The sequence below is a fragment of the Lacrimispora sp. 38-1 genome (assembly GCF_049890855.1).
Lineage (GTDB): Bacteria > Bacillota > Clostridia > Lachnospirales > Lachnospiraceae > Lacrimispora.
On record NZ_JBANEW010000027.1, the window covers coordinates 30,999 to 55,702 of the forward strand.

The 24,704-nt window shown below is 35.0% G+C and carries 20 protein-coding genes; 19 read left to right on the forward strand and 1 reads right to left on the reverse strand.

Annotation, left to right across the window (positions count from 1 at the left end; genetic code table 11):
- Positions 1-152 precede the first annotated feature (152 nt).
- The 10 genes from V7D18_RS05280 (at position 153) to V7D18_RS05325 (ending at position 13,992) form a co-directional block, all read left to right on the forward strand.
- Entirely contained in the window at positions 153-656 is a 504-nt protein-coding gene (locus V7D18_RS05280; RefSeq protein ID WP_426152149.1) for a hypothetical protein, read from the forward strand.
- A 101-nt stretch (positions 657-757) separates the two neighbouring features.
- Positions 758-1,090 carry a hypothetical protein gene (locus V7D18_RS05285; RefSeq protein ID WP_426152151.1) on the forward strand — a complete coding sequence of 111 codons (333 nt, stop codon included), beginning with the start codon at positions 758-760 and terminating at the stop codon, positions 1,088-1,090.
- A 131-nt stretch (positions 1,091-1,221) separates the two neighbouring features.
- Positions 1,222-3,144, forward strand: coding sequence for an NlpC/P60 family protein (locus tag V7D18_RS05290; protein WP_426152153.1), 1,923 nt, complete (start codon positions 1,222-1,224; stop codon positions 3,142-3,144).
- A 70-nt stretch (positions 3,145-3,214) separates the two neighbouring features.
- The gene (locus tag V7D18_RS05295) at positions 3,215-4,126 is read left to right on the forward strand and encodes a hypothetical protein (protein WP_426152155.1); all 912 of its coding nucleotides are present in this window, start codon (positions 3,215-3,217) and stop codon (positions 4,124-4,126) included.
- Complete coding sequence (locus V7D18_RS05300; protein ID WP_426152157.1) at positions 4,127-4,327, forward strand: DpnD/PcfM family protein; 201 nt, start codon at positions 4,127-4,129, stop codon at positions 4,325-4,327. It abuts the gene before it with no gap.
- Positions 4,328-4,341: 14 nt separating this feature from the next.
- The gene (locus tag V7D18_RS05305; RefSeq protein ID WP_426152159.1) at positions 4,342-4,770 is read left to right on the forward strand and encodes a hypothetical protein; all 429 of its coding nucleotides are present in this window, start codon (positions 4,342-4,344) and stop codon (positions 4,768-4,770) included.
- Between the two features lie 873 nt (positions 4,771-5,643).
- Positions 5,644-6,006 (forward strand): TnpV protein, encoded by a 363-nt coding sequence (locus tag V7D18_RS05310; RefSeq protein WP_426152161.1) that lies wholly within the window; start codon positions 5,644-5,646, stop codon positions 6,004-6,006.
- A 3,659-nt stretch (positions 6,007-9,665) separates the two neighbouring features.
- A complete protein-coding gene (locus tag V7D18_RS05315) occupies positions 9,666-12,221 on the forward strand; it encodes a helicase-related protein (protein WP_426152639.1) in 2,556 nt (851 codons plus the stop codon).
- Between the two features lie 144 nt (positions 12,222-12,365).
- Positions 12,366-13,046, forward strand: coding sequence for a SpoVG family protein (locus tag V7D18_RS05320; protein ID WP_426152163.1), 681 nt, complete (start codon positions 12,366-12,368; stop codon positions 13,044-13,046).
- Between the two features lie 61 nt (positions 13,047-13,107).
- Complete coding sequence (locus V7D18_RS05325) at positions 13,108-13,992, forward strand: DUF6674 family protein (RefSeq protein ID WP_426152165.1); 885 nt, start codon at positions 13,108-13,110, stop codon at positions 13,990-13,992.
- 159 nt (positions 13,993-14,151) lie between these two features.
- Here V7D18_RS05325 and V7D18_RS05330 read toward each other — a convergent pair whose 3' ends face one another.
- The gene (locus V7D18_RS05330) at positions 14,152-14,403 is read right to left on the reverse strand and encodes a helix-turn-helix domain-containing protein (protein ID WP_426152167.1); all 252 of its coding nucleotides are present in this window, start codon (positions 14,401-14,403) and stop codon (positions 14,152-14,154) included.
- A 264-nt stretch (positions 14,404-14,667) separates the two neighbouring features.
- Here V7D18_RS05330 and V7D18_RS05335 point away from each other — a divergent pair, with 264 nt between their 5' ends.
- From V7D18_RS05335 to V7D18_RS05375, 9 genes are all read left to right on the forward strand, one after another.
- Positions 14,668-15,156 (forward strand): SseB family protein, encoded by a 489-nt coding sequence (locus V7D18_RS05335; RefSeq protein WP_426152169.1) that lies wholly within the window; start codon positions 14,668-14,670, stop codon positions 15,154-15,156.
- A 452-nt stretch (positions 15,157-15,608) separates the two neighbouring features.
- Positions 15,609-15,806, forward strand: a complete 198-nt coding sequence (locus tag V7D18_RS05340; protein ID WP_426152171.1) for a helix-turn-helix domain-containing protein — start codon at positions 15,609-15,611, stop codon at positions 15,804-15,806.
- Positions 15,807-15,833: 27 nt separating this feature from the next.
- Positions 15,834-16,568: a GGDEF domain-containing protein gene (locus V7D18_RS05345; RefSeq protein WP_426152173.1), complete on the forward strand. Its 735-nt coding sequence runs from the start codon at positions 15,834-15,836 to the stop codon at positions 16,566-16,568.
- A 288-nt stretch (positions 16,569-16,856) separates the two neighbouring features.
- The gene (gene helD / locus V7D18_RS05350) at positions 16,857-19,142 is read left to right on the forward strand and encodes an RNA polymerase recycling motor HelD (protein ID WP_426152175.1); all 2,286 of its coding nucleotides are present in this window, start codon (positions 16,857-16,859) and stop codon (positions 19,140-19,142) included.
- 27 nt (positions 19,143-19,169) lie between these two features.
- Positions 19,170-20,351, forward strand: a complete 1,182-nt coding sequence (locus tag V7D18_RS05355; RefSeq protein ID WP_426152177.1) for a ribose-phosphate pyrophosphokinase — start codon at positions 19,170-19,172, stop codon at positions 20,349-20,351.
- Between the two features lie 23 nt (positions 20,352-20,374).
- The gene (locus V7D18_RS05360; RefSeq protein WP_426152179.1) at positions 20,375-21,025 is read left to right on the forward strand and encodes a class I SAM-dependent methyltransferase; all 651 of its coding nucleotides are present in this window, start codon (positions 20,375-20,377) and stop codon (positions 21,023-21,025) included.
- Positions 21,026-21,161: 136 nt separating this feature from the next.
- Complete coding sequence (locus V7D18_RS05365; protein WP_426152181.1) at positions 21,162-21,461, forward strand: ATP-binding domain-containing protein; 300 nt, start codon at positions 21,162-21,164, stop codon at positions 21,459-21,461.
- A complete protein-coding gene (locus V7D18_RS05370; RefSeq protein WP_426152183.1) occupies positions 21,448-22,905 on the forward strand; it encodes a SulP family inorganic anion transporter in 1,458 nt (485 codons plus the stop codon). Before V7D18_RS05365 ends, V7D18_RS05370 begins: the two co-directional genes overlap by 14 nt.
- Positions 22,906-23,008: 103 nt before the next feature.
- The gene (locus V7D18_RS05375) at positions 23,009-24,673 is read left to right on the forward strand and encodes a ribonuclease J (protein ID WP_426152185.1); all 1,665 of its coding nucleotides are present in this window, start codon (positions 23,009-23,011) and stop codon (positions 24,671-24,673) included.
- The last annotated feature ends 31 nt before the right edge of the window (positions 24,674-24,704 follow it).

The following is a 24,704-nucleotide window of genomic DNA, read 5'->3' on the forward strand; positions in this document are numbered from 1 at the left end:
TAAATGAGAAGATTGCAGAGCAGAAAGCAAAGGAGCAAAGGGAGAAAGAAGTAGCTGATTAGGTCACAAAATGGTATAATAAATGTCATCAGGTGCTGTAGCATCTGGTGACAGAATTTGAATTGTCGTTTTGGCAAGGAGGGAGAGTTGTTATGAGCAGACCATTAACGGAACAGAAAGTATTAAGGAAATTAGATATTGAGGATTTTCGACATCTTACAAAAGATAAAGTTATTACTATGGCATCAATGCTAGATAAGATGGACCCGGAGGTGGCTAAAAAAGCGTTAGAACAATTTCCTGAATTTTCAAATACGGCAAAGGAAATGTTGGTTGGGTATAAAGATACATTGGATAAAGGGTTAGATTCAAATAAGGAAAGTGTTCAATCGTATTATGATTCATGTAGATCTATTATTGAAGTTTTACAAAAGCAACTTGATAGTGAAAGTCTTTTGTTTGAAGAAAAAAAGTATATCATTGATAAGATGCTTGAAATCTCAAGGATGATGGGTGAAAAGGACTCAGAGAATAAGAAGTTTATTGCAACAATGGCGATAGTTGGTGCGGCAGCTGTAGGTATTGTCACTGCTATGCTTGCGTCATCGCTAGGTGGAAATACAAAGATTGAGACAAATGATACTGATGAATTGTGATAATACATTTAAATAGATTCTAAGTGAAACATGGAAGTATATTGGTTGAATTTGTAAGGACAATAAAAAAAGGAATAATTTATGATTTAGGAGATTAATTGATGATATCAAAAGACAACTACGAATATACTTATGCTATGAAATTTACGACGGATGGATATTTGGGTGTGGTTGCAGCGAGCGATGATATAAATTTTGGTATTCCTAATAATTCATTAGAATATAACGAGAAGAAACCTAATAACAAATGGAAATACAATACGTCTGGAATTATTATTCATCGCTTGGGAAAGGTTTGGGACGAGAACTTTGTGTTAGTTTTTCCTCTTCCTAATATTGGTGATGGAGAACGAAGTGATATAGAATGCGGTGTTGGAAATTATTTAATCTCTAAAGGAGTTCCTATATTAAATTATTATTCGCATATGTTTTGATTAGAACTGTTTGGCAATTTTTATGCTCAAAATTATAACAAGTTTGAGCGTTGATATAAGAATTTTAAAATTGAGCATTCAAGCCAAAAACTTGCATGCTCTTATTTTTTTGTCAGAAAGAAGGTGAGAAATTGAAAATCAAAAAAGTTGATGATAAGCCAATGACAATCCACACCAAAGCGGATGTGAAACTTCATATTCATCAGAATAAAGAAGTCAGTATTAAAGGACAGAATGTATATACCGTAAATCGCTCCCCTAAGATAAAATCTGCTCAGGTAACCGATTCTCCTGAAAAGAAATCTGGGAAACCACAGTATAGAAAAAGTACTATTCATCAGGGTAATAAGAAACACAATAGCGTGGTAGATAATTATCGAAGAAATTTAAGGGAATCAAAGAAATCTATTAAGGTAAGGAATTTTTCTATTAAGTTTGCAGGTGTTGTAGGTTCAAGAGCAGCAATAAAGCAAATGGAAGGCGGAGAAGAAATTCAGCAAGCGTCCATGATTGCATATGAAATAGGTAGGCCTATTACAGGTACTGCGTCAAAAGGAGCAGAATTATTTCGTCAAAAAACTCTGGAAGAAAAGAAACGAAAGATTAAAAAAGTTGAGTCTGGAAGAAAACTTACATCAAGGCGGATTAAGAAAACTGCAACGAGTGTTGCAGGGAAAACGGCGAAGGAATCAGGCAAGGCTCTTTCAAAAAAGGCTGCAAAGGAATCTGTCAAAAAGGCGGTAAAGGTCACAGCAGGTGTTGCAGCTGGAACAGCAACAACAGGTGTGGCAGGTCCAGTGGCAGGTATTGTGGCGGGTAAGGCAGTTGGTTGGAAGATGGACAAGAATGAATTAAAGAGAACCAATAGAAATCGTAAAATTATTTTCTTTATGGATAAGATGAAGTCCCAGGAAGATCAAACGGACAGTATTGGTAAGATGGTAAAAGATTTAATATTACAAAGAGCCGGTTTGGTTGTGAAGAAGATTGTAGCGGTCGTACTTCCAGCCTTACTGACTCTCTTTTTATTAATGGCAATTGTATGTCTGCCAGTAATTCTTGTGGTAGCTGTTATATACAATTCTCCATTTGCTATCTTCTTGCCACCACTTAGTGATGGGGATACGGTTATGAGCGTAACAAGTCAGTATGTTGCAGAGTTTAATCAGGAAACAAACACTCTTGCAAATAATCATACTGGATATGATGAGGGGAAAATTGTCTATGTAGATTATGAGGGTTCTTATGCTGTGCCAAGTAATTATTATGATGTTATGTGCGTTTATATGGTGAAGTATGGAGTTGGTGATACCGCCACAGTCATGAATGGTCTCTCAAAACAAAGGTTGAAAGATGTTTTTGACGATATGAGTTTCTATACAACAACGACAGAAACGGAAACTATCGAAAATGAAGATGGGACAACTACTACAAAGACAATTCTAAATGTAAATGTCACGTTGAAAACTTTCAGACAGATGGAAACAGAGTATGACTTTTCGGACGATGAAATAGAGATGCTTGAAAATATGATGAATCCGGAAAATCTGGCACTGATTGGCTATACTGGTGGCTCTGGCGGCGGAGGTAGTGGCGGTGGAAATGCAGTATCAACACTTTCACAGACAGAAATTAATACAATTATCAGTGGTATTACAGATGCAAGTGCCAGGCAAACCTGCTCATTTGCTTTATCCAAAGTGGGTTATCCATATAGTCAGGCTTATAGAGACTCTGGTAATTATTATGATTGCAGTTCCCTTGCTTATTATTCATGGAAGGCAGCAGGAGTAGATATCAGTTATGGTGGAGCAACAACAGCCGCAGCAGAAGGACAGGGACTGGATGAGACTGGAAATACTATCTCTTTTGATGAAATTCAGCCAGGAGATTTAATATTTTATAGCTACACGAATAATGGACGTTATAAAAATATCAGTCATGTTGCTATTTATGTAGGGAATGGAAAGGCAGTTGAAGCACTCAATGAATCAGTTGGGGTTATTTATAGAGATGTAAGTACAGGAAGTATTGTCATGGTTGCAAGACCTTAAGAAAAGAATAAGTTTAAAGAATTGGGACAAAGCCACAGTGCTTTGTCCTATTTTCGTGAAAGGAGTTTTAATGAAGCTATATGAAATGATTTTAGTAACAGAAAATTATAAGGGAACAGAGATTAATGTATTAGTGACATTTGAGGATTACAAGAAAAATGTATTATCTGAAATGTCAAAAAACAGGGATGAATCCATGCAGGCAATTTTGGATTTATGCGAAAGCTGGAGAGATAAAGACCATTGGTCAGAGATTTTCTTTGCATCGAATAAATCCATTTCAGCCAGATATTGTAGTGGGGAAGAACAATTAAGGGGATTTTTGATGGGGTATTTCAACAGTACTGATCAGGAATGGAGATTTGATGAAGATAAATGCAGTAGTGAATGTCTTGAAAAGCTGTCAGGGTTAGGAATTAAATCAAATGGAAAAGATGCAGGAATTCAGTACAAATATGAAACAGTAGAAAAGACCTTTTCACAAGGAGAAATCCTTCACAACTTTAATGGGAGTGACTACCGAGTTTTAGAACGCATGTCTGCAAGAAATCTGATGTTACTCAATGAACGAAGTGGTGATTTTGTTGTAGCTATCGGAGTGTCGTTTTTTGTAAGAATTCCAAAATTGGAAGCTCCAATAGATAACAATCAGCAATATGGGATTGAGTGGAGTAGCGGTATATATCTGGGAAAAACACCATCATATATTGATTTTCAGGCAATTCGCGAGAAGTATGGTGAGCCTAAGAAGATAGAAAGCCTTGAAGAATGTAGGCAGGAGATCAAAAGCAAATTTCATCTGTATCGCAAGATAATGGAGAGTCCATTACTAGATACAAATATGAAAGAAGTGGCTCAGAACACATTATATGAAGAGTTTTCAACAGGAAGGGAAGATACCTTTTACAGTAATCTTTCTGATGGAAAGTATGACTTTGGATTTCAGAGTAGTCAGGAACCCAAAAAGGATAAGGTGAGATAAATGGCAGAGCAGGAATTTCATATTGAAATCAAAGAATTGTTATCCCGGGTGGAAACAGTGAAAGCAGAAACTCTTTCCGAAGCGATTGAAATAGTTATGGATCGTTATTATGCACAAGAAATAGTACTTGATGCAGAAGATTTTAAAGGTATTGATTTTGAACTAGAACCAGATACACAGATAAAAGAAAAAATAAGATAAAGGTGGAAGATGATATGAAGAAAATAGACGAAGTAATGGAAAAAGAGAAGATTGTGGTAACTACAGAGGCGGACTGGATGCTTGTTTTTGAAGAACTTAAAAGTCAGTGGGGCAAACGCGGGAGACTTGCTCAGAGTATTTTGCTTACCAATGATGATTTTATGCATCTTCAATATAGAATTGGAATGAAAATCAACAGAGAAAAAGTAGTCTTAGATGATGAGAATAGTGAGTTTTCTGTATATATTGCAGCTATGAAATATATTGCATTATCAGAAAAGATGTTGGAAAACTTGATGAGAGCAAAGAATTATTTTACAAAGATGGTAGGAACACTAAATCCAATCAATGTTGTGGAAGTATATTTTGATGAAGATGAATATAAAGAATATTGTGAATTAATGAATGTAGAAGGGAACTTCTTGGGTAGGAAGAATATTTAATTTGAGGAGGAAGAGGTATGAGCGTAGATTATCAGGTAAGAAAGCTCTATGACGAGATGATAAAGGATATCACCACTAATGGAGCAAAATGGCGTGATGTATGTAGATTATCAGGTCAGCTTTATCGTTACGAATTTGATAATATCCTCATGGTATATGCCCAACGACCACATGCTACTTTAGTAGCGGATTATGATACCTGGAAAAAGGTTGACCGATATGTTAAACGTGGAAGTAAGGGCATAGCCATCTTCCCTTCAAGAGCGTTAAAACCACAGATGAGATATGTCTTTGATACAGCAGATACAGGTGGAAAGGCAGTGAATCTAACCTGGAGTCTGGAAGGCGAAAATCTCAAGAGATATGTGGATATGCTTGTAACAGAAGGGCAGATAGAAAGGTACAGTGATGACAGTCGTAAAACGATAAAAAAATTATTTCAGGACTTCCTATCTTCTGAAATCAGCGGTATAATAAAAGAGGAATTCGAAGAAAGAATTACCGAACTTTCGCAATTAACAGATATGACTAGAAAAAGTAATAGCGAAAGTACAATTACGCAGCTATCAGGTAGTGTGATTAAGGAAGAGAATAATACGCAAGAGCTTACAGCAGTAGCATTTTTGGAAAAAAGTATTATGTATGCTGTAGGAACAAGATGTGGACTTGACTTATCCAGCGAAGAACAGGATTTTAGTCAGATAGTAAAGTATTCCGATGAGGAAGTTGTTTACCGCCTTGGTTCTCTTGTTAGCGATGTCTCCTGTAGCGTTCTTAGAGAAGTAAACCATAACTTTAAACGCACGGAAAACGAGAGGGTGTTGCAGGCAACACCTGTGCAGAAATCAGGGATTTCTGCGGAAAGGAGACACGATGAATCAAACATTGACTTACAAGGAAGTAGAGGGGCTATTAATTCCCAATATCACAGTACCACAGAATCAGGAAGTGAACCTAACAAATTTGGGGAAATACGGAATTATGGCAATGAGTTATCTGAAAGAGAACGAAAAGAGCCGATACAACTCACTTTACCGCTTTGGCAAACTGGCAGAGAAGATGATGGAAGTAGAAGAGGAAGCCAATCAGCTACTAGATCAGTTGATGGAGCGTTATCTGAGCAAACACAAACCGCAGGATCTGAATTCAACCATGGAAATGTGGAAGATAAGGGAACAAGCGAAGATGGAGGCGGAAGAAATCGTGCTTCAACAGATAGTCTACAAATTCCATTAGAAAATAAATCTGATGATGAAGAATTATATAATGAACTGGATGAAATCAATTCACTCGGTAAGCAGAAGGAAGCCAATTATCAACAGGCTTCCTTTTTTTCTGGAAATTCTGAAAAAGAAAACTTCCCTGGCAGATACACGTATATGGCATCAAAGAAAGAACTTGTTGTTCCACATGATTATATTGTTGATGTCTTAAAAAGAGGTACAGGATTTGAAGGTGGAAAACGTCGGGTCTATGATATTTACCAAAATATTTTGGAACCATCGGAACGTGCCAAGAGAATTAAGAAAGAATATGGTCTTGGTGGAGCGGGCTGGCCATTGGAAGGATATGGTCTGCATGGATATGATTCCTTTAAGTCACAGGGATTAAGGTTTCAATGGAGAGATGAAGAAGGGGAAAAGGAAGGCTATGTCAGCTGGACGGCAATTGAATCAGAAATAAGCGTATTAATTATGACTGGTGAATATGAGACAGAAAGAGTCAGACTGGATGAAATGTATATGGACGGTGACCGGGAAGATATGTTTACCTCTTCGGTTACAGCAATAGATGAAGAAATCCTAGATGATTTTGCAATTCCTGATGAAATAGAGGCATTTGAAGAATATCGGGAGATGACAGATGAGGAATTAGCAGAAGAAGACAGAAGAGTAACGATGGCAGAATATGGTGCTGAAATGGAATCGGAGAACACAGCATATGAAAAACTTAATTTTGCAGGGGATGTTATTGATTCAGATGGGAATGTAATCGTTTCAGAAAAATCAGAGTTTCCAGATAGTCTGAAACAGATAGAAGAAATGGATAATGATCTTCGTGATGCTATAGAAATCTATGTAACAGAGTGTTCATCGATGAAGCCATTTCAACCATTTGTAAAGAAAATATATGAAAGTAACTTACTGCCATCAGATAAAATTAGTTTTCTTATTCGTACTGTAAATCATATCGGAAGTGAACATTCTAAGGCATATGCAAATAACAAATATGGTTTAATCGAATACGACCAGAGTCAGTTGGGTGTAACTATTAATTTTAAGGATACATTTGGAGAACGTAGAAAAGCGGATGTTACATTTGAACAAATATATGAAGTCTGTACTTATCTAATTAAAGCAAGTACTTTCGTAGAACAAGATAGAGTAGATAAATTTGAGCAGATGTTAAAAGAGACTCCATATGATAAGAAAAATCCATTATATCAGGATTTTGAAAGAAGAGTGGAAGCATCAACACCAAAGAATGAAAAGAAGCAGAACTTTCATTACAATTTATGGGATCTTCCAAAGGGTGGAGCAAAGACCAGATATAAATGGAATATAGAAGCTATCATATTACTAAAGAAGATAGAAGATGAAGGTAGACTTGCAACAGCACAGGAACAGAAAACTTTATCAAATTATGTTGGGTGGGGTGGGATTTCAGAGGTTTTTGACTCTTCAAATGATGCTTGGAAAAATGAATTTGTTGTGTTAAAAGAATTGTTGAGTGAAGATGAATATGAGGCGGCAAGAGCAACGGTTAATACTGCATTTTATACTTCTCCTGAAATCGCAAGTTGTATGAATCAGGCATTAGTTCAATTCGGTTTTCGTAAAGGAAATGTATTAGAGCCAAGTATGGGTATAGGAAACTTTTTTGGAAGTGTTCCCACACCACTGCAAGGCTGTAATTATTATGGTGTGGAAGTGGATAGTATTTCAGGAAGAATTGCAAAGCAGCTTTATCAGAATGCCAATATTTCAATTACAGGTTTTGAGAAGACAACATATCCAGATAATTTCTTTGATGTAGCAATCGGAAATGTTCCTTTTGGAGATTATAAGTTATTTGACCCTAAGTATAATAAGCATAACTTCCGTATCCATGATTACTTTCTTGCAAAAGCAATTGATCAGGTAAGACCGGGTGGAATGGTAGCGTTTATCACAACAAAAGGAACTCTGGATAAGAGTAATCCATCAGTTCGAAAATATCTGGCAGAACGAGCAGAATTGATTGGTGCCATCAGACTTCCAAACACGGCTTTTAAGGACAATGCAGGTACAGAAGTAACCAGTGACATTCTATTTTTACAAAAGCGAGAGAGAAAGATGGATATTGAACCAGACTGGGTGCATCTTGGCTATACAGAAGATGGGATTGCAGTCAATTCCTATTTTATAGAGCATCCAGAAATGATGTTAGGGCATATGGAATATGATTCCGGAAGATTTGGTGATAGCAGTCACTATACAGTCTGTGTAAATCGTGATGAGAACTTTCATATTTATGATGAATTGAACAAAGTTATACGGAAAATGTCAGCGCAGATGAATGATTTTGAGAGATTAGTAGAAGAATCAGAACAAAGTGTAGATATTATTCCAGCAGATCCAGATGTCAGAAACTTCACCTATACCTTCTTTGAGAATAAGCTTTATTACCGTGAAAATTCTCAGATGTATCGAAGGGAGGTGTCAGAGACTGTGGAAGAAAAAATCCGCATGATGAATGAAATTAGAATCGTGACCAGAAAACTGATTGAAATACAGACGGAAGGATGTAGTGAAGAGGAGCTTGTAAGTCAGCAAAGACTTTTGAATCAGGTATATGATTCTTATGTTGAAAAGCATAGTTATATTACAGGGCAAGGAAGTAGCAAGGCATTTCGTGATGATGCAGATTATCCATTATTGTGCTCTCTTGAAGTCATAGATGAAGATGGAAATGTAAAAAAGGCAGATATGTTTTATAAGCAGACAATCAAAGCGAAAATTCATATTGAACGGGTGGAAACAGCTGTAGAGGCACTAAATGTATCGGTGAATGAGTATGGCGGGGTAAACATTGCATATATGCTCAGTATCTATCATCCTAATCTTGAATATGTAATGGAGCAATTACCAGAAGGCAGTACCTTATCAGCCGATGCTAAATCAGAATTAGAACGAGGAATTATGATAGAAGAACTTTCTGGACTTATCTATCTGAATCCTATCAGCTTCAATGAGAATAATCCCAATGTTGGATGGGAAACCGCAGATGAATATCTATCAGGAAATGTACGTGATAAGCTTAGAACAGCAAAAGCTATGGCAGTTGAATATCCTGAACTTTTTCAGATAAATGTAAAGGCATTAGAGCAGGTTCAGCCTGTAGACCTTGATGCATCAGAAATTGATGTGCGTATAGGTATTACATGGATTGAGCCCAATGATTATGAGCAGTTTATTTATGAACTACTTAATACTCCAAGAAGAGCGAGGGCAGTACGAAGTCAGTATTATAATTCAGGCATTCAGCTTAATTTAAACAAAGTAAGTATGGAATGGTTTATTGAAAATAAATCAATGGATAAGCATTCGATCGCTGCGACCAAAACATTTGGTACCAGCCGAGAGGATGCTTATTCTATTTTTGAGGATACCTTAAATCTAAAGACCGTAACTATTAAAGACAGAGTAGATGATGGAGATGGAAAGTACCATTATGTTGTAAATAAAAATGAGACTATGCTTGCCAGAGAAAAGCAAAATCAGATTAAGGAAGTCTTTAAGGGATGGCTGTTTAAAGACCCTGAGCGCAGAGCGAAATATGTAAATTATTATAACGAGACATTTAACAATAGCAGACTACGTGAATATGATGGTTCACATTTGCAGTTTCCAGGGATGAATCCAGAAATTGAACTTAAACCACATCAGAAAAATGCAGTAGCAAGAATCTTGATGGGAGGAAATACCCTCTTAGCTCATTGTGTTGGTGCTGGAAAGTCATTTGAAATGATGGCTGCATGTATGGAACAGAAGCGTTTAGGTCTTTCAAATAAAACAGTTATGATAGTTCCCAAAGCACTAATTGGACAGACAGCAAGTGAATTTCTAAGACTTTATCCGTCAGCAAATATCCTTGTTGCCACAGAGAGAGACTTTGAAAAGAGCAGGAGGAAACAGTTCATTTCAAGAATTGCTACCGGGGATTATGACAGTATTATTATGTCCCATTCACAGTTTGAAAAGATTCCTATTTCACCTGAGAGAAAAGAACGCATGCTAAATCAGAAGATAGATGAATTATCTTCTGCGATTGATGAATTGAAGCAGAGAAATGGTGAAAGATGGACTGTAAAACAGATGGAAGGTCAGAAGAAAAAGCTAGAGGAACAGATAAAGTCTTTGGCAGATGAAAGCAGAAAAGATGATCTTATCAATTTTGAAGAGCTTGGAATTGACTCTCTGATGGTCGACGAAGCACATCTTTTTAAAAATCTTGCCATATTTTCAAAGATGAATAATGTATCAGGTATTAACAGTTCTGGGGCGAAAAAATCAACGGATATGCAATTAAAGTGTCAGTATATCAATGAGTTAAATGGTGGAAGGGGTATTGTATTTGCAACAGGAACACCGATCAGTAATACTATGGGGGAAATGTATGTTATGCAACAATATCTGCAAAAGGATACGTTGGAGCAGATGGGTATCTATCATTTTGATTCATGGGCAACCAACTTTGGTGAAGTGACTACAGCATTGGAACTTACGGTTGAAGGTAGTGGATTCCGTTTTAAAAGTAGATTTAATAAATTCACCAATCTTCCAGAGCTACTTAATATTTTTAGGGAATGTGCTGATGTGCAGACAGCTGATATGCTAGATCTGAACGTGCCAACACTTAGAGATAATAAATATATTATTGTCGAGAGTGAGCCGGACTGGTATGTAAAGCAGGTAATGGAAGACTTTGTTGTAAGAGCAGAGCATATTCGTAATGGCGGTATCGATCCTAGTATTGATAATTTCCTAAAGATTACTCATGAAGCCAGATTACTTGGTACCGATGCAAGACTATTAGAGGCAGATGCACCGAATAATCCTGTTGGAAAGCTGAATAAAGTAGTAGAAAATATCATGTACGAGTATCAAAAAGCAATGGGTGAGGGTAAAATCGGCTGTCAGCTGGTCTTTTCGGATATTGGAACGCCCAAGTCAGCATGGTCAATGGAAGGAAATAGTGGAGAATTTGATATTTATAATTATATAAAAACAGAACTGGTAAAAAGAGGCATTCCGGCTGATGAAGTCGCATTTATCCATGATGCAAAGTCAGATGTACAAAGAGATATTTTATTTAAAGCTATGAGAACAGGTAAAAAGAAAATTCTCATTGGTTCTACAGATAAGTGTGGTACAGGTGTAAATGTCCAGACGCACCTTGTGGCTATGCATCATATAGACTGCCCCTGGAAGCCTTCTAGCATCGAACAAAGAGAAGGCAGAGGGATCAGACAGGGAAATGAAAATGCAGAAGTTGCAGTGTATCGATATGTAACAAAAGGAACCTTCGACGCATACTCATGGTCACTTGTGGAAAATAAACAGCGTTTTATCAGCCAGGTAATGACCAGTAAATCGGTTTCTCGTACTTGCGAAGATATTGATGAAGCCACACTTTCCTATGCAGAAATTAAGGCAGTTGCTACGGGTAATCCTTTAATTCGTGAAAAAATGGAACTGGATAATGATGTTCAACGCTTAAAATTGTTGAAGTCTTCTTATGATGGACAAAGATACTCTTTACAAGATAATTATATGGTTCGTTTTCCAAAATTGATTAAGGCAGCAGAAGAAAAACTTGCCTGTGTTCGAGAAGATATCAAAGTGAGGGATAAAGAACTTATCACTAGTCCGGAATTTGCTATAAAAGTAGGAATTGCTACATTTACAGAAAGAGTAGATGGTGGTACAGCCATGTTAGAAGCAATCAGTAAATGCAAAACTGGTGACATCTATCCAATTGGTTGGTATCATGGTTTTGAATTGTTAGCTGAAAAGAACTTTATGGGAACAAACTATATGGTGCTTCGTGGCAAAACAGAGTATAAAGCAGAACTTTCAACCAGTCCAGTTGGAAACATGGTAAAACTTGAAAATACTTTTAACAGCCTTCAAGAGAATGAAGATTTTCTTTTAAAGAAGATTGACCAATACCAGCGAGATATGGAATCATCTAAATCTGAGTATGAAAAGCCATTCCAGTATGAGCAAGAATTAAAGGAAAAGATCATAAGACAGTATGAATTAAATGCAAGGCTTGATCTTGAAAATGGAAAAGTAGAAGATGTGGATCTAAATGTCACAGAAGTGAGCAAAGTTGAACTGTCAGAAAGCAATGTAGCTGAAAGAAGAGACAGGTATCATACAGATTTTGATGGTAAAAGTAGATAAATCTAGAAAATAAATATATTAGCAAATAGCGCTATTGGATTGGATATCAGGGATTGTCATTATGGCAGTCCCTTTTTAATGCCATGGTTTTCAAAAAGAAATAAATTACGGAGCATGACCAGAACATGCAGAAAGAGGGATTTTATGAAGTATTCAATTAAAGTAAATGATGTTAAGAGAAACGAAGGTAGCTTAAAAGGTTTTGCAACAGTTACATTCGGAGAGAGTTTTAAAGTAACCAATATTGCAATTCTCCAGTCTGGAGATGGAAGAATGTTCGTATCAATGCCAAGATACAAAACCAATCAGCAGAATGAAGAGGGACACGATATTTATAAGGATATCTGCAATCCGATTACTAAGGAATTCAGAGAAGTATTGTATGCTGACATTCTAGAAGCATTTGAAAAGAGAGATGAGAAAGATTTTGTGAGTCGTGAGAAGTCTGTAGACATACCGGAAGTTACAGTATCGGTTACTCCATATGAAAGAGAAGGGAGTAGCATGAAAGCCTTGGCACGAGTTGTGTTGGATGATTGTTTTATGATTAATAATGTCACGGTTTTAGAAGGTAGAAATGGAAATAACTTTGTTGCAATGCCTGGGTATAAGACAAACCAGAAGGATGAGCAAGGGAAGGATATTTTTCGTGATATATGCTTTCCTGTTACAGCAGAGTTTCGTACCACGATATTTAATGCAGTACTTGCTGATTACGAAATGAAAATGAAAGAGCAAGCAGATCATAGTATTGAAGATACAAGTGGAAAAGAACAGGTGGCAGTTTCACAGAATGTTACTGCTAAAGAAACACCTTTTCGTTAATCGGTCTTGATAAAATAGCGGAGTGTAAGCTCCGCTAAGCAAAGAAATGGAGGAGTAAATGATGGAGAATAAAACCAATACAATGACACAAGACGAGATTATTCTTGAATTAATTAAGCTGTTAAAACAGAATAATATGCCCAAAGAAGCAAATCATACATTTGAGCTTTGTACGTATGTAGATAGTCTGGAAAGAAAGCTGGATTTTATGACAGAAGAATTGACGAATGTGAAGCAGCAACTGAAAGATATGCAGGAAGATACAGTACTAAATAATCTGAAAACTCAGCTTCAGGCGCCAGCAGAACGATTACAACAAGGCTGTAATACGATAAAAGAGCAGTTATTTGTTGTTAAGGATAATATGAAATCAAAAGCTTCAGATATTGTAGTGGAAGCAAAGAAGAAAGGTAAAGCGGCACTCAATAAGATATCGGATCTATTTGATTTAAAGGATAAGCTAATGGGTATCCGTGAACATTTGAAGGAATCACAAAAGGAGGTTTCAGCGACAATTGCAAAGATTGATGCTTTTGGGACTGGAATGAGTGAAGCAAATCAAAAAATTGCTAACACATTTCGTACATTTGCTGATAAGGAAGTAGTTGATTATTCTCAGTCAGAGAACAAATTTCCAAAAACTGAGATGGTAAAGAAACCTTGGCTTGCAAAGAAAAGGATACTGGAAGCGATGGAATTTAGATTGGATGCAGCGATAGATAAGGTGGAGAATTTGGCTAGGGAAGTGGAAATTAATCGCATGATGAAGACTTTTGATTCATTGATGGAGAATGCTCATAATGAGCAGGTTGGTGTTATGGTTGCGGAATCAGAGTATCAGTATGGAGCGGATGCTTTTGAGGCATATGAGAAGGTAAAGGTTGCACCTGAAACTATTTCAGAGAAAAAATTTTCTGAACTAAAGAAGGATGGTAAATCCAGATAGGAGGAGCCAATATCAGATAAGAAAGAGATATAGAGTGGCGAGGATAAATATTTCTGGTCGTATTTTCTGAATTTTATAAGAGAATTGGAATATCTCACCTGATACTTTTATACATTAGAAAAGGATACTTTGATTGCAAAACAGAGTATCCTTTTTGACTTATTGTACCTTTCCATCTATGAGATAATCATAGGTTACATTGAAAACCTGGCAGAGTGCTCGAAGTTCAATATCGGTTACATATCTTTTGTTTGTTTCTATTCTGGTAATCACATTTTTATCCATATCAAACCCTGCAAGTTGAAGTTTGTGGGCTAAATCACGTTGAGAAAGATTATGCTGTTTTCTTAACTCAATTAGACGTTGACTGATAAGATTTTTTTCACCAGAGCTGGTTTTTGGTTTGGGCATAAATACCCTCCCTTCTTTATTTGTCGAATATTGTCAGATGATTTGTCTCACTTTTTGCACCATTTCTATTGATTTTACTCTGAAATTATACTAAAATCGGTTGTAAAAGTGAGACAAACAAAATGATTAAATACATATCGACCAGTTATTTATAAGAGTGAGTGAAAATGTAATGTAGATTCGAGCAAAAATATTGGCTACGGAATATAAAACAATAACTCATAATAAAATAAGCGACTAACAAGAAGAAAGGTGAAGAGGACAATGTCAGAGAAGATAAGTGAAGAAGAGAAGAAAGAGTATATTGAATATATGCTTCAGAACGATACAATTGAAGAGGCTTTGAAAAATTGGAAACGAAATCAGAACAGTGAAGAGTTAGGCAAAATGCTTGAAACCATAGCTGCTAAATCAGAGGAATGTGCAGGGCTAATTCTTTCAGTAAAAAGCGATTCTATACCGACAGGAGCGGATAATATTGTATTTTTTTCAGGTGTAGAGAGAGGGGATATCCATAGGGTAATAGATAATGAGGGGAAATCATATGCTATGGTTTTTACATCAAAAGAAAAATTTCAAGAATGTAATGATACTTCTGGTTTTGTTATGTTTATAGATGAAGTGTTTGAATTAATAGTAGACAAAGAAGCACTAGATGGCATGGTTATGAATATTGCTCAGGAAGACATCGTCTTTAATAAGTTTATGATGAGAGTTGTGATATGGTTGATAAGACAGGCGAAAGATAAATAAAATTGTACTGAGATATTAGAGAATTAATGTTATATGGTTGGGAGACTGAGAAAGTGTTGATTAATCAAAAGTATTAATGATGCAATCAAAATAAATTCTTAGTTGCCCCATCCCATGAACAGCGCATCTTACTAGGTGATTTTGGAGAATAAAAGAACAAAATGATTTTACTTCTTGGTTCAAGGTTAGAAAAACCTTTCTTGAATTGTTTGAATTTTATTTATGTGAAATAATGGAATGAGCTGAATTTATTTAGAAAATATTAGAGACTAAATACCATATTAAAAAACATATAAGGCTTTCATAATCTGTTGTTGTTTTTTATAATCAGTTATAATAGGTTATAATTGATTGCAATAAAAATTAATAAAAGATATTTAAAATGACTCTTTTAATCTAAAGGACACTGTGATATAATAAAACATAATGAAACGCTGAAAGAAGGTTATATAATGAAAGAAAACTCAGATAACTCTAAAATCTTAACAATTACTGAAGTTGCAGAATATTTAAAGATCAGCGAAGTAACGACATATAAATTAGTTCAAAATGGTTCTCTTCCTAGTTTTAAGATCGGTAGAAGTTGGAGAGTAAAATTAGATGATTTGCTGGAATTTATTGAACGAAAAAAAGGAGAACGTTACATATAGTTTTGTTACCAAGTAAGGCGGTGTAAAATGGTAATTAGAGAAAAAAACAGACAGAGTGTAATATTTTTACTTGTGGGAGAAGAAGGCGAAATTCTTCAAATGAACATAAGTAAGGATGAATATGAATCAATGTTTTTAAATGTAAACTTGCTCGAAATAGATGATGAGATGATTCATATTTGTGCGGATGATTGTAGAGCGCCTTATAAAGTTACAAAAACAGAAGTTGAAGTTGATAACAGGAAGTTGATTCACTTTCTTTTTATAGATGAAAATATCATGGAATCAAATAAATTTGCGCGTTATGTGGATATATTTACAGGTCTTTACAACAGAAATTTTTGGGAAGAAATAATGCGTAAGAAAATTGAGATATCTTGTGAAGAAAATTTTACGGTTTTAATAATTGATATAGATGATTTAAAAAGACTTAACGATGGATATGGTCATATGGTAGGAGATGAAGCAATTAAAGCAGTTTCGGATGCTTTGCTTTATATTTTGAATAAAAACCAATATGGAATTCGATTTGGTGGAGATGAATTTGTTTTGATATTGCCGGATATCAAAAAAAGAGAAATAGAAAATATGATGAAAAAAGTTAGTGAAATTGCAACTTCTTTCTTTGATAGTGATAAATATATACAGGAACTTACTTTTTGCTATGGTTATGCTAAAATCGAAAATCTAACTATGCTAAAAAAAGCATTCGAGAAAGCAGATGTGATGATGTATCAGGAAAAAGAAAAAAAGAGACACTGACTATAGTAATGAAATAAGTTATAGTATGTAAAAAGTTGGCAGCTATGGGAACATTGCAGAGGCTTTTAAGGGAACTTTTTATCTATCATAAAAGGATTCTGTGAAAAGAAATGCTAACACAGTCTTCGTGAAAATGAGTTTACAGGGGAAAGTAGGTGTAGAAGAGGAGAGAAGGCTTCTATACATCGAAATATAGTGATGGGGAATCGCTATTTTACGGCTTGTAATATAAACCGAAAAATAACGATTTATTTTTGTGAGCATTTTTTGAAATGTAAGGAGATGAATATGTCAATAAAAAAACATCCTGATTATGAGGAAGAAATGAAAAGGCTAGAAGAAACAATTGCATATATTAAAGGTGCAATTTGTGCTACAGAATTAAATAGACTGGAAGGAAAAGATGAAATAAAGCAAGCTTACGTTGATTTGGATTTTTTGGATAGTAGTAATAGCTATGCAACAATTATGCTGTATTCAACATTATTGGCAGAATTAGAAAAAGACTATGACAAATTATTGATAGCGCAGGAAAAACCTTATTTTGCAAGAATTGATTTTAAACAGGAAGATGAAGCTGAATTCGAGAAATTTTATATTGGTAAAATGTCTTTGTATCATAAAGAAACGAATAAACAATGGATTCTTGATTGGAGATCTCCTCTTGCAAGTGTTTACTATGATGGAAGATTGGGTGAAGTGTCTTATGAAGCAGTTTCTAAAACGATAATAGGCGATTTGGCATTAAAAAGGCAGTATACAATTGATAAATCAAGACTGGAAGGCATAATGGATGTAGATATTACAGCTACGGATACTTTTTTACAAGCATCGCTGGGAGAAAATAAGGATAACCGTTTAAAGGATATAGTATCAACGATACAGTCTGAGCAAAATGCCATAATCCGTTCCGATATATTGAATCCGTTGGTTGTACAGGGAGTTGCAGGTAGCGGAAAGACAACAATCGCATTACATCGTATTGCGTATCTGATTTATACATATGAAAAATCATTCTATCCAGAAAATTTTATGATTATTGCACCGAATCGGTTGTTTTTAAACTATATTTCAGAAGTATTACCTGAACTTAGTGCTGATAAAGTAATTCAGACCACATACACCGATTACATTTTTGAGCTGATTGGGCATAAGTTTAAATTGTCAAATACGGACGAAAAGCTAATTTCGATTATTGAAGGATCAGAAAATTGTGAACAAGAACATATGATAATGATGGCGCAGTTTAAAGGGGCTATGGAATATAAGGATATAATAGATAAGTATATTGATGAGATAGAATTATATTTTGTACCAAAGGAAGACTTCATGTTGGGAGAATACATGATTATGGACAATGCTTCCATTCAAAATATTTTTACGAATAGCTACAAAAATCTTCCGTTTTATAAGCGAATGGAACAAATAAAAAAACATATTACGCATCGTTTGAAAAATGATAAAGTAAAAATTATAGAAGCAGTTGAAAAGCTGTATGATGATCAAATAGATGCAATCAGAAAAAATGAGACAGAGGGAGAAGAAAGACGTCATAGAATTGTTTCTTTAATAGAGAAGAGAGATAAAGCAATTAATGAGGTGAAAAAAAACTCTGGTACTTTAGTTAAAAAATATATGTCGAAGTTTGAAAATAGAGACTTGTATGATTACTATAGAGAGCTTATAACAAATCAGGAATTGATTCAAAAGTATGCTAAAACCAATTTGGAAAATAATTTTCTTGATTTTTTATGTAATAAATCCGAGATTATATTTAATAATAAGCAAGTTGAATTGGAAGATTTAGCAGCGCTAGTTTATATGAAACATAGAATTTTTGGTTTTGAGAAAGAGATTGATATCAAATATGTAGTAATTGATGAAGCACAAGATTTTAGTCATTTTCAGTTTTTTGCATTAAAGGAAATTTTCAATACTCAGCTTTTTACTATTTTGGGTGATTTGTCGCAAGGCATATATTCTTATCGAAGCATTCAAAATTGGGACTATGTTTTGAATCACATTTTTGATTCAGAGAAAAGTCAATATTTAAAATTAGAACAAAGCTATCGTACTACAATTGAAATCATGGATTTAGCAAATAAAATAATCAGAAAGATACCAGAAGAATTAATTTTAGCAAAACCCGTCGTTAGAAATGGTGAAGTGCCTGCAATAGTGCAATTTGAAAACGGAGAAGAAATTATTAAGCAAACGGAAAAGAAAGTGCAAGAATTAATTTGCGAGGGATATCAATCAATTGCAATCATTGGAAAAACTCCAAAAGAATGCAAACAGATTCATAAGCAACTTGTTAAAAGAGGAGTGATTGTCACCAAACTTTTAGATGGAAGAGAAGAAGAATATGATCACAATATTGTTGTTGTACCGTCTTATCTTTCAAAAGGGCTAGAATTTGATGCAGTATTAATTGTTAACATTGATGACACTTATCGGGAAGAAACATTTGATTTAAAACTGCTATATGTTTGCATGACAAGAGCTTTGCATAGGTTGTTTGTTTATAGTAAGAAGGACTCAATACCTTTTATTACTGAACTGTTACAGAGATAGTATACTTTCAAAGGGAGATGAAATAGTATGATCAAGATAGATGAAAAAAGTAATCAACTACCACTTGGAGACCTGGGAATCATTGCACTAAAAAGTAGCGAGAACTTAGGACATGATGTGAATCAATTTATTAGTAAATGGCGAAATAATGTTCAAAAACGCAATATTTCTCTTTTGTCAGAGGCTGGATACCGAAAAGAAAATTATTTACTGGATGCTGAATTCCCAAGGTTTGGAACTGGTGAAGCAAAAGGGACAGTGAAACAGAGTGTCAGAGGAAAAGATATATTTATACTTGTTGATGTTTCAAATCATAGCATTACTTACAGTATGTGTGAAAAAGAAAATAGAATGTCTCCGGATGACCATTTTCAGGATTTGAAAAGAATAATTGCTGCAATAGGTGGAAAAGCAAAAAGAATAACGGTAATTATGCCATTTTTATATGAAGGTAGACAACATAAAAGAAGTTCAAGAGAATCCTTAGACTGCGCATTGGCTCTTCAGGAACTCGTTCAAATGGGAGTTGAAAACATCATTACATTTGATGCGCATGATCCAAGAGTTCAAAATGCCATTCCACTCAAGAGTTTTGAATCTGTTTGGCCAACCTATCAATTTATAAAAGCACTGGTTAATAAAATTCCTGATTTAGTCCTAGATTCAGCGCATACTATGATTGTAAGTCCTGATGAGGGAGCTATGAGCAGGTCGGTATACTATGCTAATATACTAGGAATTGATATGGGAATGTTTTATAAGAGAAGAGATTATTCCATTATAGTTGATGGATCAAACCCAATTGTTGCTCATGAATTTCTAGGATCAAATATAGAGGGTAAGGATGTCATTGTTATCGATGACATGATAGCTTCAGGAGGCAGTATTTTAGATACTGCAAAAGAATTAAAGAAGAGAAACGCTGGGCGAATTATTGTCTGTGCAACATTTGGACTTTTCACGAGTGGTTTAGAAAAATTTGATAATGCCTACGAACAAGGTATAATTTATAGGATCATTACAACTAATCTCGCATATCAAAGCAATGAAATCTTATCAAAACCGTATTATGTTTCGGCAGACATGAGTAAGTTTATTGCATTACTAATCGATACATTAAATCATAACTCATCTTTAAGTGAATTAATGAAACCAGATAAAAAAATCCAGGAGTTTTTACGTAATAAAAAAAGTGGTAGTCTTCTGTAGGAACAAGTAAAAGAGGTTATAAAATGTTAAAGTGTAAGATTTGTGGTGCAAATACGAAAATAATGCAACATCCCAAATTAGGTGAATTATATCATTTTTGTGAAAAGTGCGAGTTTATTTCAAAAGATGAGAATGAATTTATTAGCCTGGAAGATGAACTGAAAATTTATAATAAGCATCATAATTCTATTGAAGATCCTAAATACGTTGCCTATTTTTATAAGTTTTTAAACGAAGCGGTGTTTAAATATACCAGTGAAGGAAAAACAGGATTTGATTTTGGTAGTGGACCATCTCCTGTATTAGCAGAATTATTAAGTCGTGATCATGGGTATGCTATGGATATTTATGATAAATTTTATTCACCTTCAAAAATATACAAAAATAAAAAATATGATTTAGTAACGTCAACAGAAGTAGTAGAACATTTAGATAATCCAATCTTGTATTTTAAAATATTTAAAGAACTTTTGAATGAGCAAGGAACTCTTTCTGTTATGACATTATTTCATAAATGTGATGAAGAGCATTTTTGGACTTGGAATTATATCAGAGATAAAAGTCATATCTCTTTTTATACTCCAAAGACAATGCAAACTATAGCTCAGATGATTGGACTGAACATGATTTTCACAAATCATGTTCGTTATACGACCTTTAGAATTGATAAGTAAATAGGCATAGCAGTTAAGATTTTCAGTAGAAGGATTTAAAGAGAATAAGGAACAGATTAAAAAGATTAGAAAGATCGTATCAGAATTTCAGAAATCAGAATATACAAATATGGGCATTATATGCAGGTCGGAGAAGATGGCAAAGCATCTGTATCATAGTTTGCAAGAGCTGGAGGGAGTTCACTTGTTGGATTTTAACAGTACTGAATTTAAAGAAGGTGTTATCATCACAAGTTCCCATATGTCAAAGGGGCTTGAATTTGACCAGGTCTTAATTCCGAATGTATCTGATGAAGAATATAAATCAGAGATGGATCGTAAGATGCTTTATGTAGCGTGCACTAGAGCTATGCACAAATTAGCACTGACTTATGTTGGTGAGAAAACAAAATGGCTTAAAAATATAATTACTAGGAGAATTTATGAACAGAATTAAAAATGAATGGTTTGGAAATGTTAAAAATGAGGTTATGTCAGGGCTTGTAGTAGCAATTGCACTGATTCCAGAAGCTATCGGTTTTTCGTTGTTAGCAGGATTAAATCCTATGGTGGGATTATACGCATCCTTTTGTATCGCGATTGTAACTGCTATAGCTGGAGGGCGTCCAGGTATGATTTCGGGAGCAACGGGTGCCATGGCATTAGTGCTGGCGGGACTTGTTAAATCTCATGGGATAGAGTATATGCTGGCGGCCTCGGTTTTAGCGGGTTTGCTACAGATTGTATTTGGTATGCTAAAAGCAGGAAATCTACTTCGTTTTATCCCTAGTCCAGTCATGACTGGATTTGTTAACGCACTGGGAATATTAATATTTAAAGCGCAGTTAGAACATTTTGAAGGTGCTAATATTACCATGTATGTATTAGTTGTTGTTGGAATGGCTACAATTTACTTTTTCCCGAAAGTGAATAAGGCAATTCCAGCGCCACTAGTTGCAATTGTTACATTAACAGTGCTTACTGTTGTTACAAAGATGGATGTTACCAGAATCGGAGATATGGGTAATATTGCGGGAACACTTCCAAGTTTCTTGATACCCCAAATAGCAATTAGCATGGAAACTTTGAAAGTTATTTTCCCCGTTGCCTTATCGCTTTCTGTAGTAGGTTTGGTTGAATCTATGTTAACTGCTCAATTACTGGATGAGAAGACAGATACAAAAAGTAACAAGAATAGGGAATGCATTGGTCAGGGACTTGCCAATGTTGTTGCAGGATTATTTGGTGGTATGGCAGGTTGTGCTATGATTGGACAGTCTGTAATTAATTTTAAATCAGGTGGAAGAAAAAGATTATCTACTCTTTTATCAGGTGTATTTCTTATGACATTAATTGTTGCTTTGAATAAGTGGGTAATTCAGATACCAATTGCAGCACTAGTAGCTGTAATGATTATTGTATCCATTGCTACCTTTGACTGGCACTCTATAAAAAGAATGGCTAAAGTCCCAAAAACAGATACAATTGTTATGCTCACAACGGTTATCATCGTTTTATTAACGGATAATCTGGCATATGGAGTCATTACGGGAATTATGATGAGCTCTATCTTTTTTGTATATAAAATATCACAGACACAAGTGGAAAAAGAAGAGACAGAAGAAGGAATTATATATCGTTGTTATGGTCAGTTGTTTTTCGCATCAACTACCCATTTTATGGGTAAGTTTGATTTTGATATTAGTAACCAGACGATTGGTCTTGATGTGACGCATTTGAAGTTTTGGGATGAATCAGCAGGAGATGCATTCGACAAAATAGTTATGAAATATAGTGAAAGACATGTTAAACTAAAGATAGAAGGCTTAAGTGAAGCATGTGAAAAATTACTAGAAAAAACATCAGTACAATATTCCATTATGCCTGAGTTTGTAGATTGATTTTTAACCAACTATCAATCGGCATCATTCATTGCTGAGGGTAGTTGGTTATAAGTGCATAAGAAGGTATTTTGCATTGCGTAAATACGCAGAAAGGCTAATAATGAAAGAGATAGAATTAAATGAAAAAAAGGTTAAAATCATACCACTCGGAGGGCTCGAAAAAATTGGAATGAACATAACTGTGTTTGAGTATGAGGATAGCATGATTGTTGTTGATTGTGGAATTTCATTTCCAGACGATGATATGCTTGGAATTGATCTGGTAATTCCGGATTTTTCCTTCCTTCTGGAAAACAGAGATAAAGTAAAAGGATTTTTTATCACCCATGGGCATGAAGATCATATTGGTGCACTACCATATATTTTAAAGGATTTGAAGCTTCCTATCTATGCAACTAAGTTAACACATGGATTGATTGAACTTAAGTTGAAAGAACATAATCTGCTAAAGAGTGTGAAACAAAAAGTAGTGAAACATGGACAATCTATTAATCTTGGTGGATTTCGTGTTGAATTTATAAAGACAAACCACAGTATTGCGGATGCGTCAGCGCTTGCAATCACAACGCCAGCTGGAACCATTTTTCATACCGGAGATTTTAAAATCGATTATTCACCACTCTTTGGTGATGCTATTGATTTACAGAGATTTGCAGAAATTGGGAAAAAGGGTGTACTCGCGTTAATGTGTGATAGTACCAATGCACAAAGACCGGGATTTACCGTATCAGAAAAACTGGTAGCAAGGACCTTTGATACACTTTTTTCAGAGCATAAAACCAATAGAATGATTTTTGCGACTTTTGCCTCTAATGTAGACAGGGTAAATCAGATTATTAATACCGCATATAAGTTTGATAGAAAAGTAGTAATTCAGGGAAGAAGCATGGTAAATGTGATCAAAGTGGCTTCCGAGTTAGGTTATATTCAAATCCCGGAAAATACAGTGATTGAAGTGGAACAAATGAAGAACTATCCAGATCAGAAATTGGTTATCATTACAACTGGAAGTCAGGGTGAAAATATGGCTGGACTTTCCCGAATGGCAAATTCCACACATAAAACAATTAAAATCATGCCTGGCGATAAGGTAATATTTAGCTCTACGCCAATTCCAGGAAATGAAAAGGCAGTTTCTTCGGTTATTAACGAACTGTCTATGAAAGGTGCCGATGTAATTTACCAGGATACCCATGTATCAGGACATGCCTGTCAGGAGGAACTCAAACTTGTTTATTCCTTAATAAATCCTCAATATTTGATACCTGTGCATGGTGAGTTCAAGCATTTGAAAGCACAGGAAAAGCTCGCACAGTCAATGGGAATACCGGATGATAATATATTTGTGTTACAATCTGGCGACGTTCTGGAATTATCCCGAAAAGTAGCTGGAATTACAGGACATGTGAAAGTAAGTGAAGTATTTATTGACGGACTTGGCATCGGAGATGTTGGAAATATTGTTATTAAAGATAGACAAAGCTTGTCAGAAAATGGACTAATTGTTGTTGTAATGGTTTTAGAAAAGGGTAGTAATCAGCTGATTTCTGGTCCAGATATAGTATCAAGAGGTTTTGTTTATGTAAGAGAGTCAGATGAAATCATGAAAAGAATCAGAAAAGTTGTAGAAAAAAGTTTAGATAGAAGTAAAAATGCAAAAGACTGGGGAAAAATTAAAGGAGCTGTAAAAGAAGATGTTAGTGATTTCATATGGAAAGAGATGAAAAGAGCACCAATGATTTTGCCAGTTATTGTAGAAGTTTAAGGAAAATTATTAAGTTTTTATGAAAGGAAAG